The organism is Streptomyces sp. NPDC050549, from assembly GCF_040655035.1.
Classification (GTDB): Bacteria; Actinomycetota; Actinomycetes; order Streptomycetales; family Streptomycetaceae; genus Streptomyces.
The window spans coordinates 152113-167989 of record NZ_JBFAJD010000001.1 but is presented as its reverse complement, the minus strand read 5'-3'; the positions used below and the strand labels follow the sequence as shown (position 1 = coordinate 167989).

At 69.7% G+C, this 15877-nt stretch carries 12 protein-coding genes and 1 pseudogene; 6 read left to right on the top strand and 7 right to left on the bottom strand.

Annotated features, from left to right (window positions below):
- The first annotated feature begins 154 nt into the window (after positions 1–154).
- Complete coding sequence (locus tag AB0I51_RS00755) at positions 155–988, top strand: helix-turn-helix domain-containing protein (RefSeq protein WP_362971099.1); 834 nt, start codon at positions 155–157, stop codon at positions 986–988.
- Between the two features lie 448 nt (positions 989–1436).
- Entirely contained in the window at positions 1437–1637 is a 201-nt protein-coding gene (locus AB0I51_RS00750) for a MerR family transcriptional regulator (RefSeq protein WP_019065707.1), read from the top strand.
- Between the two features lie 120 nt (positions 1638–1757).
- Here the strand turns inward: AB0I51_RS00750 and AB0I51_RS00745 are convergent, their stop codons facing one another.
- Both AB0I51_RS00745 and AB0I51_RS00740 read right to left on the bottom strand, forming a co-directional pair.
- Positions 1758–2801, bottom strand: a complete 1044-nt coding sequence (locus AB0I51_RS00745; protein WP_362969982.1) for a zinc-dependent alcohol dehydrogenase family protein — start codon at positions 2799–2801, stop codon at positions 1758–1760.
- Positions 2770–5037 carry an MMPL family transporter gene (locus AB0I51_RS00740; RefSeq protein WP_362969980.1) on the bottom strand — a complete coding sequence of 756 codons (2268 nt, stop codon included), beginning with the start codon at positions 5035–5037 and terminating at the stop codon, positions 2770–2772. Before AB0I51_RS00740 ends, AB0I51_RS00745 begins: the two co-directional genes overlap by 32 nt.
- Before the next feature lie 169 nt (positions 5038–5206).
- Here AB0I51_RS00740 and AB0I51_RS00735 point away from each other — a divergent pair, with 169 nt between their 5' ends.
- Positions 5207–5866 carry a TetR/AcrR family transcriptional regulator gene (locus AB0I51_RS00735; protein ID WP_362969978.1) on the top strand — a complete coding sequence of 220 codons (660 nt, stop codon included), beginning with the start codon at positions 5207–5209 and terminating at the stop codon, positions 5864–5866.
- Positions 5867–5909: 43 nt separating this feature from the next.
- Here AB0I51_RS00735 and AB0I51_RS00730 read toward each other — a convergent pair.
- A pseudogene (locus tag AB0I51_RS00730) lies at positions 5910–6440 on the bottom strand (cation:proton antiporter); the annotation flags it as partial.
- A gap of 61 nt (positions 6441–6501) precedes the next feature.
- On the opposite strand from AB0I51_RS00730, the gene AB0I51_RS00725 reads away from it, so the two are divergent.
- The 3 genes from AB0I51_RS00725 (at position 6502) to AB0I51_RS00715 (ending at position 10135) form a co-directional block, all read left to right on the top strand.
- Complete coding sequence (locus AB0I51_RS00725; protein WP_362969976.1) at positions 6502–7452, top strand: PrsW family intramembrane metalloprotease; 951 nt, start codon at positions 6502–6504, stop codon at positions 7450–7452.
- A gap of 83 nt (positions 7453–7535) precedes the next feature.
- Complete coding sequence (locus tag AB0I51_RS00720) at positions 7536–7775, top strand: heavy-metal-associated domain-containing protein (protein WP_362969974.1); 240 nt, start codon at positions 7536–7538, stop codon at positions 7773–7775.
- Positions 7776–7873: 98 nt separating this feature from the next.
- Positions 7874–10135, top strand: a complete 2262-nt coding sequence (locus AB0I51_RS00715) for a heavy metal translocating P-type ATPase (RefSeq protein ID WP_362969972.1) — start codon at positions 7874–7876, stop codon at positions 10133–10135.
- Between the two features lie 856 nt (positions 10136–10991).
- Here AB0I51_RS00715 and AB0I51_RS00710 read toward each other — a convergent pair.
- The 4 genes from AB0I51_RS00710 to AB0I51_RS00695 form a co-directional block, all read right to left on the bottom strand.
- Entirely contained in the window at positions 10992–12281 is a 1290-nt protein-coding gene (locus tag AB0I51_RS00710; RefSeq protein ID WP_362969970.1) for a citrate synthase, read from the bottom strand.
- A 180-nt stretch (positions 12282–12461) separates the two neighbouring features.
- Positions 12462–14750, bottom strand: a complete 2289-nt coding sequence (locus AB0I51_RS00705; RefSeq protein ID WP_362969968.1) for an ATP-dependent RecD-like DNA helicase — start codon at positions 14748–14750, stop codon at positions 12462–12464.
- A gap of 41 nt (positions 14751–14791) precedes the next feature.
- Complete coding sequence (locus AB0I51_RS00700) at positions 14792–14989, bottom strand: DUF397 domain-containing protein (RefSeq protein WP_362969966.1); 198 nt, start codon at positions 14987–14989, stop codon at positions 14792–14794.
- 8 nt (positions 14990–14997) lie between these two features.
- A complete protein-coding gene (locus AB0I51_RS00695) occupies positions 14998–15816 on the bottom strand; it encodes a helix-turn-helix transcriptional regulator (protein ID WP_362969964.1) in 819 nt (272 codons plus the stop codon).
- Positions 15817–15877 lie beyond the last annotated feature (61 nt).

The following is a 15877-nucleotide window of genomic DNA, read 5'->3' as shown; positions in this document are numbered from 1 at the left end:
GGGCGCTGTAGAGCCGTAGGACTATCAGTGGATGTCTGTTGCCTTGCGCATTCGTACCGGGCATGGGCCCGGCGGGTCCTGGGAGACCGTGCTTGGGGTGCCGCATCCTCGACTCCGTCCCGGCGTCATCAGTTACCGCGGGATACGGCTTGCCCTGGCGCGGCCCCGGGCCCGGCTTGAGGCGCCGATAGGGGCCGCGACGCTGCTCCTCGGGTTCGAAGGAGTCGTCCGGATCTCGCGGGTCGGGCGGGCGCCGGCCACGCTCGGGTCCGTGTTCTGCGGTCCTACGACCACTGCCGCGCTCGGTGAGCACAGCGGGCGGCTCGCGGGGGTCGAGGTGCTGTTGATGCCGTGGGCCGCGTTCACGCTGTTCGGTACGGCTCAGCACGAGCTCGCCGACCGGGCGGTGGACCCCGACGAACTTCCGCACGCGCTCGGCTCCCGCTGGGCCGGCGTCGGTGAACTGGCCGCCGCGCTCGCCGCGTTGCCGACCTGGACCGCCCGGTTCGGACTACTGGACGAGGTGTTCACCCGCTGGTCGGCGGCCGGTACGCCGAGTTCGGCGCGGGTGGAGCGGGCCTGGTCGGAGCTGGTGCGGAACTGGGGCGCGGTGCCGGTGCCCCGTCTCGCCGACGAAGTGGGCTGGAGCGTACGGCAGTTGGAGAACCGCTTCCGGGAGCAGATCGGACTCGGTCCCAAGGCGGCGGCACGCGTACTGAGGCTGCAGCGCGCCCGGCGGCTCCTCGCGGCCGGCCACGGCCAGGCGGAGACGGCGGCGGTCTGCGGCTTCTACGACCAGGCGCATCTCAGCGGCGAGTTCAGGGCGATGACGGGGTGCACGCCGGGCCAGTTCACGGTGGGCCGGGCGAGTCCGCCGGTGGCGCAGCCCGGGATGCCGGCCGGGGACCGGATGACGGGCGAGGCGACGAGTCTGCTGGTCGCTCCCGGTCGGGGTGCGGATTTCTCCAAGACCGGCCGGGCACGTTGATGCAGGCTGACCACCTGGCCGGTTGATCCTCGGGGACGCGCAGGCCTCCGGGGACCGGCCGGTCCGAGGGGGATGCGGGGGAGCCGGTGGGCCGGGCCCGGCGCAGCGGGTCCGGCCCACCTTGCTGTGCGCCCTGCTTCGCTGCGCCCCTCTTTTTCGCCGGGCTTCCTTCCTCGCCGCGGATGCCATCGGCCCTTCGCGCCAGGTGTCAACGCGCCGCGCCCCCGCGCCCGCGTGCGCCTTTGCGTCACTTGCGTCACAAAAGCCCCTTTCATGTCACGCATGTCGCGTGTACGCGGGTCTTGGGTCACACCCGGTCCACAGGCACTTCCCGTTCCTCACTCTGTGTCGTTGACCGGGCACAGGCTTTGTGATCGCCAGCGCAGCGCACGGCTCCCCCGACGGCCGGCCCCGGCCGCCGCCGCGGCGCGCGCAGGGAGGTGCACTGATGACCGACCGACGGCTCTGGTCGTACAAGGAAATCGCGGCCCACATCCGGGTCCAGCCCGACACCGTCCGCTCCTACCGCAAGCACGGCCTGCTGCCCCCGCCCGACCACGTGGAGAGCGGCAAGCCCTACTGGTACGCCGACACGGTCCGGGCCTGGGTGGCCTCCCGGCCGGGCAACCGGGGGCGCAGGGACGACTGACCGGAGCCGGCACGGTGACGCGGTCCGGGTCCGGGTATCGAGTGCCCGGCGCGCCCGGTTCCGCGTCGGTGCGGGTTCGGACCCGCCCGGTATCGCGTCGGCGCGGTCCTGGCTCCGCCCTCACCGCCACGGCTCGATGACCGTCACCCCCGCTCCCGGTGCCGTGCCCATCGCAGCGAGGGCGGCCGGGGTCTCGGCCAGGGTGATCGTGGACGTGGTCAGGAGGTCGGGGCGGAGTACTCCCGACCGGACCAGTTCCAGCATGGGCGGGTAGGTGTGGGCCGCCATGCCGTGGCTGCCGAGGAGTTCGAGTTCCAGGCCGATCGCGCGGGCCATCGGGACCGGGGTCGTACCGGAGGGAGAGGGGAGCAGGCCCACCTGGATGTGGCGGCCCCGGCGGCGCAGGCCGTTCACCGAGGCGGCACAGGTCTCCGGTGAGCCCAGGGCGTCCAGGGAGAGGTGGGCGCCGCCGCCCGTGAACTCGCGGATCGCCGCCGCCGTGTCCGGGGTGCTCGCACCGTCCACGCACTCCGCCGCCCCGAACTTCCGTGCCAGGTCCAGCGCCTGGGGCGAGATGTCGACGGCGACGACACGGGCGCCCGAGGCCGCCGCGATCATCACCGCCGACAGGCCGACCCCGCCGCAGCCGTGCACCGCGACCCACTCCCCCGCGGCGACCCGGCCCCGCTGCACCACCGCGCGGAACGCCGTCGCGAACCGGCAGCCGAGCGAGGCCGCCGTCGCGAAGGACATTCCGTCGGGGACAGCCACCAGGTTCACGTCGGCGTGGTCCAGTGCCACGTACTGGGCGAAGGAGCCCCAGTGCGTGAAGCCGGGCTGGGTCTGCCGCGCGCAGACCTGCTGGTCGCCGGCCGCGCATGCCTCGCAGGTTCCGCAGGCGCACACGAACGGGACGGTGACTCGGTCGCCGGGGTGCCAGTTGGCCACCCGGGTGCCTACCGACTTGATGACACCGGCGAGTTCATGGCCCGGTACGTGCGGGAGTGTGATGTCGGGGTCGTGGCCCTGCCAGCCGTGCCAGTCGCTGCGGCAGAGGCCGGTGGCCTGGACCCTGACGATCACTCCGTGGGCTGCGGGGGTGGGGTCGGGTACGTCTCGCACCTCAGCGGGGTCACCGTATTGCTCGAACACCACCGCTTTCATTCAGGCTCCCATCGCCGTTGTTGTCTGCGGGTACATCGCGGCTGGTCGCGCCGTTCCCCGCGCCCTCAGGTGGGTTCTCTCCCCCTTCGCTGAGGCCGAACCGGTCATGCACTTTCCGCAACCGACCCGGCGCCCACCAAGTCGCCCGCCCCGTCAGCCTCATCACCGCCGGAACCAGCAGGCTGCGTACGATCATCGCGTCCATCAGGACCGCCAGCGCGATGCCCAGGCCCAGCATCTTGGTGTTGGTGACTCTGGACGTGCCGATCGCGACCATCACCACCGCCAGGATCACCGCCGCCGCCGTGATGAGGCCACCGGTGCGCTGGAGGCCGTGGCGGACCGCCTGGTTGTGGTCGCCGGTGCGGTCGTACTCCTCCTTGATGCGGGAGAGCAGGAACACGCCGTAGTCCATGGAGAGTCCGAAGGCTACGCAGAACATGAGGACGGGCAGGGTCGTCTCTATGGAGCCGGTGCTGGTGAAGCCGAGCAGGCCCGAGAGGTGGCCGTCCTGGAAGACCCAGACGACCGCGCCGAACATCGCGGTGAGGCTGAGCGCGTTGAGCAGTACCGCCTGGAGGGGGATCACCACGCTGCCGGTCAGGAGGAAGACCAGGAGCAGGGTGACCACGGTGATGAGGACGGCCGCCCAGGGCAGGCGGCTCGCTATCGCGTGCTTGGAGTCGACCAGGACGGCCGCCGTGCCGGTCACCTGGGTCGTGAAGGGGGCGTCCGTGGCGCGCAGGGCACCGACCAGGCGCTGAGCCGTGGCGTCGACCGCCTCGCCCTTGGGGAGCACCGTGAAGTACGCCGAGTCGCCCTGCACCACGGGTCCGTCCACCCGTACCACCTCGGGCAGTTGGGCGATCCTGGTCCGGTACGCGGTGTACTGCGCCGGCGTCGCCCGTCCCTCGGCGAGTACTTCGAGGGTGCCGCCGGGGTTGCCCGGGAAGCCGTCGCGGATGTGCTGCTGCACGACGTGGGCCTCGGCGCCCGAGGGCAGTTGGCGGTCGTCGGCGGTGCCGAACTTGACGCCCAGGAAGGGCAGTCCGAGGAGGACGAGGACGGCTGTGGTGGCGAGGGCGAAGAAGGGGGCCCTGCACATCACGAGGGTCGCCAGGCGTGCCCAGGCCGTGCCCTCCTCGCCGGAGCCGGATGTCCGCGGGGGCCGGCCTCGGCGGAACATGCGCCGTAGATCCAGGGAGTTGACCCGGTGGCCGAGCAGCAGGAGTGCCGCCGGGAGCAGGATCAGGGCGGCTGCCGCCGCCAGGAGCACCACGGCGATGCCCGCGTAGGCGAAGGAGCGCAGGAAGTACATCGGGAAGACGAGCATCGCGGCCAGGGACACCGCGACCGTGAGGGCGGAGAAGAGCACTGTGCGGCCGGCCGTGCGCAGGGTGGTGGCGATGGCGGGCAACGGCTCGGCGCCGGTGGACAGTTCCTCGCGGAAGCGGCGGACGATGAACAGGGCGTAGTCGATGGCCAGTCCTAGGCCGAGGGCCGTGGTGAGGTTCATCGCGAAGACCGAGACGTCGGTGAACTCGGTGAGGCCGCGCAGCACCGCGTTCGTCCCGAGGATCGCGACGATGCCGATGCCCAGGGGCAGCAGGGCGGCGATCGCGGAGCCGAAGACCATCACCAGCAGCAGGAGGGTCACCGGCAGGGCGATCATCTCGGCGCGGGCCAGGTCCTCCTTGATGGTCGTCTGCATCTCGTGGCGGACGGCGACGATGCCGCCGACCTTGACCCGCACCGGGCCGTGGGTGCCGCGAAGGGCGGGCGCGATGCGGTCCAGGGTGTCGGTCGTCGTCTTCTCGTCGCCCGTGAGGTGGGCGGCGATCAGTGCCTCGTGTCCGTCCTTCGCGCGCAGGGCGGGGGATTTGGTCTGCCAGTAGGAGCCGACGCCTATGACGCCCTGCTCGCCGGTCAGCCGGGCGGTGAGCCGGTCGGCCTCGGCGGTGACCGCCGGGTCGTCCACCGAGGCGCTGCCGGAGTCGACGAGGAGCAGGAGGTTGGGCTGTGAGGCCGGGAACTCCCGCTCCAGTGCCTTGGTCGCGTACGTCGACTGGGCCGTCGGGTCCTCCCAGCCGCCGCTGCCCAACCGGTCGGCGACCCCGCTGCCGGCCACCACGGCGAGCGCGGTGAGCACCAGGGCCACGAGCAGCGACAGCCGGGGGCGGGCGGTCACGAAACGTGTCCACCCTCCGAGGTGCGGTGGGCTGTTGACTTCGGTCATCGTGCGGTGCTCCCCTTCACCATGACCCGTGCCTCCGCGCAGGCAGGTGGCAGGGGTCGGCATTGCCATAGAATGGGCAAACACGAGAGATCGCTCGCGTTTCGCCAGGATCAGAATGCGAGTGACCGCTCGCGTTTGTCAACGCCGTTCGGAGAGCTGGGGATAACTCGTGTCCGTGGACCAGGAGAAGGCCGGCCCCCGCCGCCAGGCCCGCGGCGAGCGCCGCATCGCCCAGCTGCTGGAGGCCGCCGCCAACGTCTTCTGCACGACGGGCTACACGGCCTCCAGCACCAACGCCATCGCCCGCGAGGCAGGCGTCTCACCGGGCACGCTCTACCAGTTCTTCCCCAACAAGGAAGCGATCGCGATCGAGCTGGGCGACCGGCTCATCCACCGGATGCGGGAGACCACCGGCGAAGCGCTCGCCGCGGTCGACCCGTCGACCCCACTGGAGGAGGCGATCGGCACCGTCGTCGACCGTTTCACCGCCTTCAGCTGCCAGCACCCGGTGTTCTTCGCCCTGATGCACGGCCCGGACATCCCCGGCCGGCTCACCGAGGAGCACGACGCGCTGCACGCACACCTGCTCGGCCAGGTCGAGGCACTCATCGCGGCGTTCCTGCCCGGCGCCCCCGCCGCCGACGTCACCCGTACCGCGCACCTGTGCCTGGGCCTCTACAAGGCCGGCCTGGAACTGGTCCTCTCCCACGAGGGCGCCGAACGCGACGCGTACGTCCGGGAGTTGAAGAACGTCCTGATCCGCTATCTGGAACCGCTGCTCACCGAGTACCGGGCCACCGCGGACCTCACCACGACTCGGACCCCCTGACCGCCCCTTCCGCACCGACCGGCGCCACCGCGCCCGCCGTCTTCAGGACCTTGCCGTCGGCCCCGATGGCGGTGATGGCAGTGATGGCGACGACCAGGGGCAGCGCGGTGGAGGCGAGGGCGGTGAGGGCGCGCCGCGTCCCGCCGTAAGGGATCGCGCGGGGCGAGGACGTGGACCGGAAAGCCGCGGACGAGGACGAACAGCGCCAGGAGCGTCACGAGCCGTACGGCGAACCGACGGCTGCCGTGCAGGCCATGGCGATGACCGGCCCCGCCCGAACTCCCCCACCCCGCCGACCGCCGGCATCACGGACCCGAGGCGCGAGTGCAGGTTCCCGGCGTCGCGAAGCACCGGCAGGGCCGTGCCCGGCATCGTCAGACCCAGGTCGGATCGGACGGGGTGTCGATCACCTGTCCGTCGCCCGCCCAGCCGAGTACGGCCGGCCCCGCGAGGACGCCGGCAGGATCTCGAAGACGACCGGCGGGACCGGGAGCCGGCGGCCGGTCCCGTAGGCCGGCAGGGGTGCCGGTACGGCGACGGCCATGATCAGGGCGAGCGTCCCGGACTGCGGCATGGGGTGTATCTACCATAAAGTGCCGGTAAATCTGCCCTGTAGGAGTACGAGGGGATTTGCCGTGACCTACTCTCCGCCGCCCGGCGCGCCCCGGGCCCGCATCCCCGGGCCGCAGCAGCCGCCGCCGACGTACCCCCAGATCCGCACCGGCCTGTGGAGGCACTGCCTGGGCGGCGGGCTGGCACTGTGGGCGCTGACCGCGCTGGTCACGTACGAGACGCGGAACACCACCCTGCTGCCGACACTGATCCTGCTCGGCAGCTTCCTGGTGCCGGTGACCTTCGTCCTGTGGGCGTACGAGCGGCACGGGCGCGACCTGGGTGTCAGCGTGATCCTGGGCTGCTTCCTGACCGGCGGCACCCTCGGGGTGCTCGGCGCCTCGGTGATGGAGTACTACCTGCTGCATCCCTCCCTGGGGATGTTCGCCGGCGTCGGGCTGATCGAGGAGGCCGCGAAGCTCGGGGCGCTGATGTTCGTGCTGCGCCGGCAACCGCGGCTGCACGGGATCCGCGCGGGACTGGTGCTCGGCGCGACGGTCGGCTTCGGTTTCGCGGCCCTGGAGAGCGCGGGGTACGCCTTCAACGCGGCCGTCTCCACCAGGGGCATCGATCTGCGGGCGCTCCTGGAGACCGAGATCCTGCGCGGGGTCCTCGCGCCCTTCGGGCACGGCCTGTGGACGGCGGTCGCGGGTGCGGTCCTGCTCTCCTACCGGCAGCTGAACGGTCGCTTCCGCTTCACCGGCCCTGTCGTCGGCACCTACCTCGGCGTCTCGGTGCTGCACGCCCTGTGGGACTCCACGCACGGCATCGCGATCTGGCTGGTGGCACGGCTGTCCGGCGCGGGCCTGGACAGGCACCTGTTCGCCCAGGGGTACATCCCCCGGCCGACCGACCAGCAGGAGCACCTCTTCACGATGTTCTCGATGGGCGGGATGGCCCTCGTGGCACTGCTCGGCGTCGGCTGGGTGCGGTCCCTGGCCCGCCGCGACCCGTCTTGGAGAAATACCCCCTAGGGGTATACCCTGGGTTCCAGAGTGGGCCACCGTGGGCCACTCCGACCCAAACTGCCTCCACACGCCTCCACGAGGAGAACGACATGAGCGCCCAGACCGACACCCAGCATTCCGTCACCACCGTCTACAAGGTGAGCGGGATGAGCTGCGGACACTGCGAGGGCTCCGTCTCCGGCGAGATCTCCGAACTGCCCGGCGTCAGCTCGGTGAAGGCCGTCGCGTCGACCGGCGAGGTCACCGTCGTGTCGGCCGCCCCACTCGACACCGAGGCCGTCCGCGCGGCCGTCGACGAGGCGGGCTTCGAGCTCGTCGGCCAGGTCTGAATCAGCGCCAGCACGACACTTCCGTTGTCTCCGACCTGGCCGTGCCGACCAGCTGATACTGGCTCCGCGCGATCCGGTCCGATGTCTGGAGTCCGGACATGACCAGCACCACCACAGACACCCGCACCACCACAGTCACCGGCACAGCCCCGGCCACCGAAGCGGCCGAGGTCGAGCTGCTCATCGGCGGGATGACCTGTGCCTCCTGCGCGGCCCGCGTCGAGAAGAAGCTCAACCGCATGGACGGCGTCAGCGCCACCGTCAACTACGCGACGGAGAAGGCGAAAGTCAGCTACCCGGCGGGCATCCAGGTCGCCGACCTCATCGCGACCGTGGTGAAGACCGGGTACACCGCCGAGGAACCCGCGCCGCCGGAGCCGGAGGCACAGCCCCGTCACGACGATCCCGAACTCGCCTCCCTGCGCGAGCGGTTGACCGTCTCGGCCGTCCTCGCTCTGCCCGTAGTCCTCCTCTCGATGGTCCCGGCCCTGCAGTTCGACAACTGGCAGTGGCTCGCGCTCACTCTGGCCGCGCCGGTCGTCGTCTGGGGCGGACTCCCGTTCCACAAGGCCGCGTTCACCAACGCCCGGCACGGCGCCGCCACCATGGACACCCTGGTCTCGGTCGGCACAATGGCCGCGTTCGGCTGGTCGCTGTGGGCGCTGTTCTGGGGCGACGCGGGCATGGCCGGCATGCACGACGAGTTCCGTCTCACCGTCTCGCGCACGGACGGCGCCTCGACGATCTACCTCGAAGTGGCCGCCGGAGTCGTCGCGTTGATCCTGCTGGGCCGCTATCTGGAGGCCCGCTCCAAGCGGCGGGCGGGCGCGGCCCTGCGCGCACTCATGGAGTTGGGCGCCAAGGACGTCGCGGTCCTGCGGGACGGTCGTGAAGTACGGCTCCCGGTCGGCGAGTTGGCGGTCGGGGACCGTTTCGTCGTACGGCCCGGGGAGAAGATCGCGACCGACGGCACCGTCGTCGAGGGCGTCTCGGCGGTCGACGCGTCGATGCTGACCGGCGAGTCGGTACCGGTGGACGTGGCACCGGGTGACACCGTCACCGGCGCGACGGTCAACGCCGGCGGGCGACTGGTCGTAGAAGCGAGCCGGGTCGGTTCGGACACCCAACTCGCGCGCATGGCGCGGCTGGTGGAGGACGCGCAGAACGGCAAGGCCGAGGTGCAGCGGCTCGCCGACCGGATCTCCGGGATCTTCGTGCCGGTGGTGCTGCTGATCGCGCTCGGCACCTTCGGGGTGTGGCTCGCGGTCACCGGCGATGCGGCCGCCGCGTTCACCGCGGCCGTCGCCGTGCTGATCATCGCCTGCCCGTGCGCGCTGGGCCTGGCCACCCCGACCGCCCTCATGGTCGGCACCGGCCGCGGCGCCCAACTGGGCATCCTGATCAAGGGCCCCGAGGTCCTGGAGTCCACCCGCCGCGTCGACACCGTCGTCCTCGACAAGACGGGCACGATCACCACCGGCCGCATGACTCTCCAGGAGGTCCACGTCGCCGAAGGCACCGACGAGCACGAGCTGCTGCGGCTCGCGGGCGCCCTGGAGCACGCCTCCGAGCACCCCGTCGCGCGGGCCGTGGCGGCGGGCGCGGAGGAGCGGGTGGGACCGCTGCCGTCGGCCGAGCATTTCGAGAACGTGCCCGGACGCGGCGTGCGCGGGCGCGTGGAAGGCCGTGAGGTGGCCGTGGGGCGCCTCTACGACACCCTGCCCGAGGAGTTGACCCGAGCCGCCTCCGAGGCCGAGAGCCGCGGTCGTACGGCCGTGGTGGTCGGCTGGGACGGAGAGGCGCGCGGGGTCGTAGCGGTCGCCGACGCGGTCAAGGAGACCAGCGCCGAGGCCGTACGGGAGTTGCGCGCGCTCGGGCTCACCCCGGTGCTGCTGACCGGCGACAACCGCGCGGTCGCGGAAGCGGTGGCCGCCGCCGTCGGGATCCCCCCCGGGGACGTCATCGCCGAGGTACTGCCCGAGGACAAGGTCGACGTCGTACGACGGCTGCAGAGCGAGGGGCGGACCGTCGCGATGGTGGGCGACGGGGTCAACGACGCCGCCGCGCTCGCCACCGCGGACCTGGGGCTCGCGATGGGCACCGGGACGGACGCGGCGATCGAGGCGAGCGATCTGACCCTGGTGCGCGGGGACCTGCTGGTGGCCGCGGACGCGATCCGGCTCTCCCGGAGAACGCTCGGCACCATCAAGGGCAATCTCGTATGGGCCTTTGGATACAATGTGGCGGCGCTTCCGCTGGCCGCCGCGGGCATGCTGAACCCCATGATCGCGGGGGCCGCGATGGCCTTCTCCTCGGTGTTCGTGGTCTCCAACAGCCTGCGACTCCGGACATTTCGCTGAAGTTCCCCAAAGTTACCGGGAGTTACCGGGACCTGAAGTAAGAGTCCCTCTAGAGACCGACGACGGCCTCACATAAGCTCTTCACAAGCCTCGCGCATCATCCTTACGCTGGGGTCCCGACCGCGACATCGGGGCTCTTGCGCATCTAACGGACATATGCAAGAGACGCAGATCACAGTGATGTGAACGTAACCATCGAAGGGGTTCGAAGGTCTAAGTTGACGATGTCAGCAAGCGTCTTGGGGGGCGCGAACTGGCATCTGAGGATGTCTTGGGGGACTTCCTCAGAGATGCGTTGCCGGGACACGTACACCGGGGAGCTTTGAGCGGCCCTCCCGTCGTGCGGTGTCCCGGCAGATCGCACACATCACTGGCTCCACCCAGTAGTACGAGGAGTTTTGCTCGTTCTGCTCAGTTCAACGAAGCTCAGTTTCACCGAGCTTCGGCACGACAGCGATTCAGGCGCTGGTTCTCACAGGCGCCCGGCCGGATCCCGTGGGGGGAATCCGCACCGGGACATGGGAAGGCGCCCTGTACGCCGGCCCGTGGGGGGACCGTCGGCAGGGCGCCTTCTTCCCCTTCTTTTTTGAGGCTCGGTTCGCCTCCGGGGCGGCGAAGTCGGGGCTGAGAGCGCGATCGTGCTCGACCCTGCGGGCCTCCGCGCTCTCGACACCGGCGCGCCCCTTCGGCTCACTCGCCGCTTGAGGGGAGGGAGTCGAAGGGGCGCCGTGTTGCAGCGGACCCGTTCTTAGGGGTTTTCAGGGGCGCGGGGCTGTGACATGTGCGGCTCCGCCGCGTGGGCGCGACCAGCCCCCACCGGGCCCGCAGACAAGAATCGGCGGACCCAGCGGAGCGTCTAGCGACCCTCGACCGGCACGAAGTCGCGCTCGACCACGCCCGTGTAGATCTGACGCGGGCGCCCGATGCGGGAGCCGGGCTCCTTGATCATCTCGTGCCACTGGGCGATCCAGCCCGGGAGGCGGCCGAGGGCGAACAGGACCGTGAACATCTCGGTCGGGAAGCCCATGGCCCGGTAGATCAGGCCGGTGTAGAAGTCGACGTTCGGGTAGAGGTTGCGCGAGACGAAGTAGTCGTCCGACAGCGCGTGCTCTTCGAGCTTGAGCGCGATGTCCAGCAGCTCGTCGGACTTGCCGAGGGCCGAGAGGACGTCGTGCGCGGCGGACTTGATGATCTTCGCGCGCGGGTCGAAGGACTTGTACACCCGGTGGCCGAAGCCCATCAGGCGGACGCCGTCCTCCTTGTTCTTCACCTTGCGGATGAAGGAGTCGACATCGCCGCCGTTGGCCTGGATGCCCTCCAGCATCTCCAGGACGGACTGGTTGGCGCCGCCGTGCAGCGGGCCCCACAGCGCGTTGATGCCGGCCGAGATCGAGGCGAACATGTTGGCCTGCGAGGAGCCGACGAGGCGGACCGTCGAGGTCGAACAGTTCTGCTCGTGGTCCGCGTGCAGGATCAGCAGCTTGTCGAGCGCGGAGACGACGACCGGGTCGAGGTCGTACTCCTGGGCGGGGACCGAGAAGGTCATGCGCAGGAAGTTCTCGACGTAGCCGAGGTCGTTGCGCGGATAGACGAACGGGTGGCCGATCGACTTCTTGTACGCGTACGCCGCGATGGTCGGAAGCTTGGCGAGCAGCCGGATCGTGGAGAGGTTGCGCTGCTTCTCGTCGAACGGGTTGTGGCTGTCCTGGTAGAAGGTGGACAGCGCCGAGACGACCGACGACAGCATCGCCATCGGGTGGGCGTCGCGCGGGAAGCCCTTGTAGAAGTTCTTGACGTCCTCGTGCAGCAGGGTGTGCTGCGTGATGTCGTTCTTGAACACGGTGAGCTCGTCGACGGTAGGCAGCTCGCCGTTGATGAGCAGGTAGGCGACCTCCACGAAGGTGGAGCGCTCGGCCAGCTGCTCGATCGGGTAGCCGCGGTACCGGAGGATGCCCTGCTCACCGTCGAGGTAGGTGATGGCGGATTTATAGGCGGCGGTGTTCCCATAACCGCTGTCCAGCGTCACCAGACCGGTCTGGGCACGGAGCTTCCCGATGTCGAAGCCCTTGTCGCCGACGGTGCTGTCGATCACCGGGTAGGTGTACTCGCCGTCGCCGTACCGCAGTACTACAGAGTTGTCGCTCACGTCATCCCTCACCGACGTTGTGCCTCTTCTTCGAGGTTGCCCTGACTGTCTCTACCATCCCCCATTTGGCGCAGGAGAGTGCACTCGGGGTCGACCATTGGGCCTATTGACGGCACTCAGTGCCGCCAACCTGTTCATCCTGCCCCCTCCACCCCGGCAACTGGAAGTGCTGTGTGACCTTCATGACTCATTTGATCGATCATTTTTTACGGTCAGTCTGAAGTCCAGCGCCGTGCAGCGCCGCCCGGCCGACACGGTACGCACGGCCTGGCCGATGGCCTTGCGCGATCCGACCAGCACGACCAGCTGTTTGGCCCGGGTGACGGCCGTATACAACAGGTTCCGCTGAAGCATCGTCCACGCGCTCGTGGTGACCGGGATCACCACAGCCGGATACTCACTCCCCTGCGACCGGTGGATTGTCACCGCATACGCGTGCGCCAACTCGTCCAGTTCATCGAATTCGTACGGAACCTCCTCGTCCTCGTCCGTCAGCACCGTGAGGCGCTGGTCCACCGGGTCGAGTGAGGTGACGACGCCGACCGTGCCGTTGAAGACGCCGTTGGCGCCCTTCTCGTAGTTGTTGCGGATCTGGGTGACCTTGTCGCCGACCCGGAAGACCCGGCCGCCGAACCGCTTCTCGGCGAGGTCGGGCCGGCCGGGCGTGATCGCCTGCTGCAGCAGCCCGTTGAGGTTGCCCGCGCCCGCCGGTCCCCGGTGCATGGGCGCGAGCACCTGTACGTCCCGGCGCGGATCGAGCCCGAACCTGGCCGGAATCCTGCGCGCCACGACGTCCACGGTGAGTCGGCCGACCTCTTCCGTGTCGTCCTCGACGAAGAGGAAGAAGTCCTTCATGCCGTCGGTGACCGGATGCTGCCCGGAGTTGATCCGGTGCGCGTTGGTGACCACACCGGACTGCTGGGCCTGGCGGAACACGCGCGTGAGGCGCACGGCGGGGACGGGCCCGCCGTCGGCCAGCATGTCCCGCAGCACCTCACCGGCGCCCACGCTGGGGAGCTGGTCCACGTCGCCGACGAAGAGGAGATGGGCTCCCGGGGGAACGGCTTTGACAAGCTTGTTGGCGAGGAGGAGATCAAGCATGGAGGCTTCATCCACTACGACCAGATCGGCGTCCAGGGGCCGGTCCTTGTCGTAGGCTGCGTCGCCCCCGGGCTTAAGCTCCAGCAGCCGGTGGACGGTCGACGCGTCGGCGCCGGTGAGTTCGGCGAGTCGCTTGGCAGCACGGCCGGTTGGGGCGGCGAGGACGACCTTGGCCTTCTTGGCGCGGGCGAGTTCGACGATCGAGCGGACCGTGAAGGACTTGCCGCAGCCGGGCCCACCGGTCAGTACGGCGACCTTCTTGGTGAGCGCGAGCCGGACGGCGGCCTCCTGCTCGGGCGCCAACTCCACGCCCGTACGACCCTTCAGCCAGCCCAGCGCCTTGTCCCAGGCAACGTCGTGGAAGCCGGGCATGCGGTCGGCCTGCGTGTGCAGGAGGCGGCGGAGCTGGGCGGCGAGGGAGAGTTCGGCACGGTGGAAGGGGACGAGGTAGACGGCGGTGACGGGTTCCGAGTCGCCGTCGGGCCCGGGGACCTTCTCCCGTACGACGCCGGGGTCGCCCGACTCCTCGTCAGGGAGGGCGAGTTCGGCAAGGCACTCGATGACGAGCCCGGTGTCGACCTGCAGCAGCTTCACCGCGTCCGCGATCAGCCTCTCCTCGGGGAGATAGCAGTTGCCCTGGTCGGTGGCCTGCGAAAGGGCGTACTGGAGGCCCGCCTTGACGCGCTCCGGGCTGTCATGGGGAATCCCGACGGACTGGGCGATCTTGTCGGCGGTGAGGAAACCGATGCCCCAGACGTCGGAGGCGAGGCGGTACGGCTGGTTCTTGACGACGGAGATCGACGCGTCGCCGTACTTCTTGTAGATGCGCACCGCGATCGACGTGGACACCTCGACGGTCTGGAGGAAGAGCATGACCTCCTTGATCGCCTTCTGCTCCTCCCAGGCCTCGGCGATCTTCTTGGTGCGCTTGGGGCCGAGCCCCGGGACCTCGATGAGGCGCTTGGGCTCCTCCTCGATGATCTGGAGGGTGTCCATGCCGAAGTGCTGGGTGATGCGGTCCGCGAAGACGGGTCCGATGCCCTTGACGAGGCCTGAGCCGAGGTAACGGCGGATGCCCTGGATGGTGGCCGGGAGGACCGTCGTGTAGTTCTCCACGGTGAACTGCTTGCCGTACTGCGGGTGCGAGCCCCAACGGCCCTCCATACGGAGGGATTCGCCGGCCTGGGCGCCGAGGAGCGCGCCTACGACGGTGAGGAGATCGCCGCCGCCGCGGCCGGTGTCGACACGGGCGACCGTGTAGCCGTTCTCCTCGTTGGCGTAGGTGATCCGCTCCAGGACGCCTTCGAGGACGGCGAGGTGGCGCTCGCCTGTGGGGTTCCCCGGGGGTGTCGGCTGCTGGGTGGGCATGGGTCGACGGTATCGGGTGGGTGTGACAGTGGGGTGGGGAGTCAGAAGTGGGGGTGCTGTCGCTTCAGGGCTTCGACGAAGGCGGTGAAGGCGGGGGTGGGGAAGGTGAGGGTCGCGCGGGTCGGGGTCTTGGAGTCACGTATGGCTATGTGAGTGGGGCGGTTGGCGATCTCCACGCAGGAGTTGCCGTCCCCGGCGCCTGAGTACGACGACTTCCGCCAGTGCTCGCGCATGTCCATGGAGTGCCTCACAGCTCTTTGGCCCGCCCATTAATGAAGTCACGTGACCGCTCGGGACTGAGCGACATGCCTTCTACCCTACGGAAGAGCGTTCGAAATACGCCGAGCTGGGCCTCGGAATCGACGAAAGCTGCAGCGTGAGGCGCATCGCCGACGGCCGTGTCCAGCCTGGGTACGGCACCGCCTGCCAGCATCATGGCGGCCCAGGACCCGCCGAAGCCATCCAGATCGAACGGGACGACCCGCACGGTGACATTGCCCGCCTCGGAGGCTTCGAGAAGGCTGGCGAGTTGGGCCCGCGAGGCGGCGCGGTCGCTGACGCGGACGCGGAGTGCTGCCTCGTGGATGATCCCTTCGTAGGGTTTGGGATCGGGGCCTTCGAGGATCACCTTGCGCTGCATCCGGTGCCGCACGCGCAACTCCAGGTCTCCATCGGGGAGTTCAGGGATCCCGTCGGAGAAAATGGCGCGAGCGTAATCCTCGGTCTGGAGCAGGCCGGGGATGTACTGGAACTGGACCTCACGCAGGAACGTCGCGTGATGTTCCAACTCGGCCAGGCCGAGGAAGGACGTGGGCAGGGATCCCCGGTACTCCTCCCACCAGCCTCGCGTCCGGTCGGTCGCCATGGCAACGAGGGCGTCAATGAACTCCCCATCCGTGGCTGCATAGTTGGCCGCCAGGCGACGCAGCCGCTTTTCACTCACGCCGGCGAGGCCCGCCTCGATCTGACTGATCTGCGCGGGGCTCACTCCCAGCAGCGCCGCCCCCTCGCGGGCCGCGAGGCCTGCTGCGTCGCGGAGTCTGCGCAACTCGATCGCCAGGCGCATCTGACGTGCCGTTGGCTCGCGCCTCAATGCCACGACTGCCTTCAGTGACGCGACGCACACA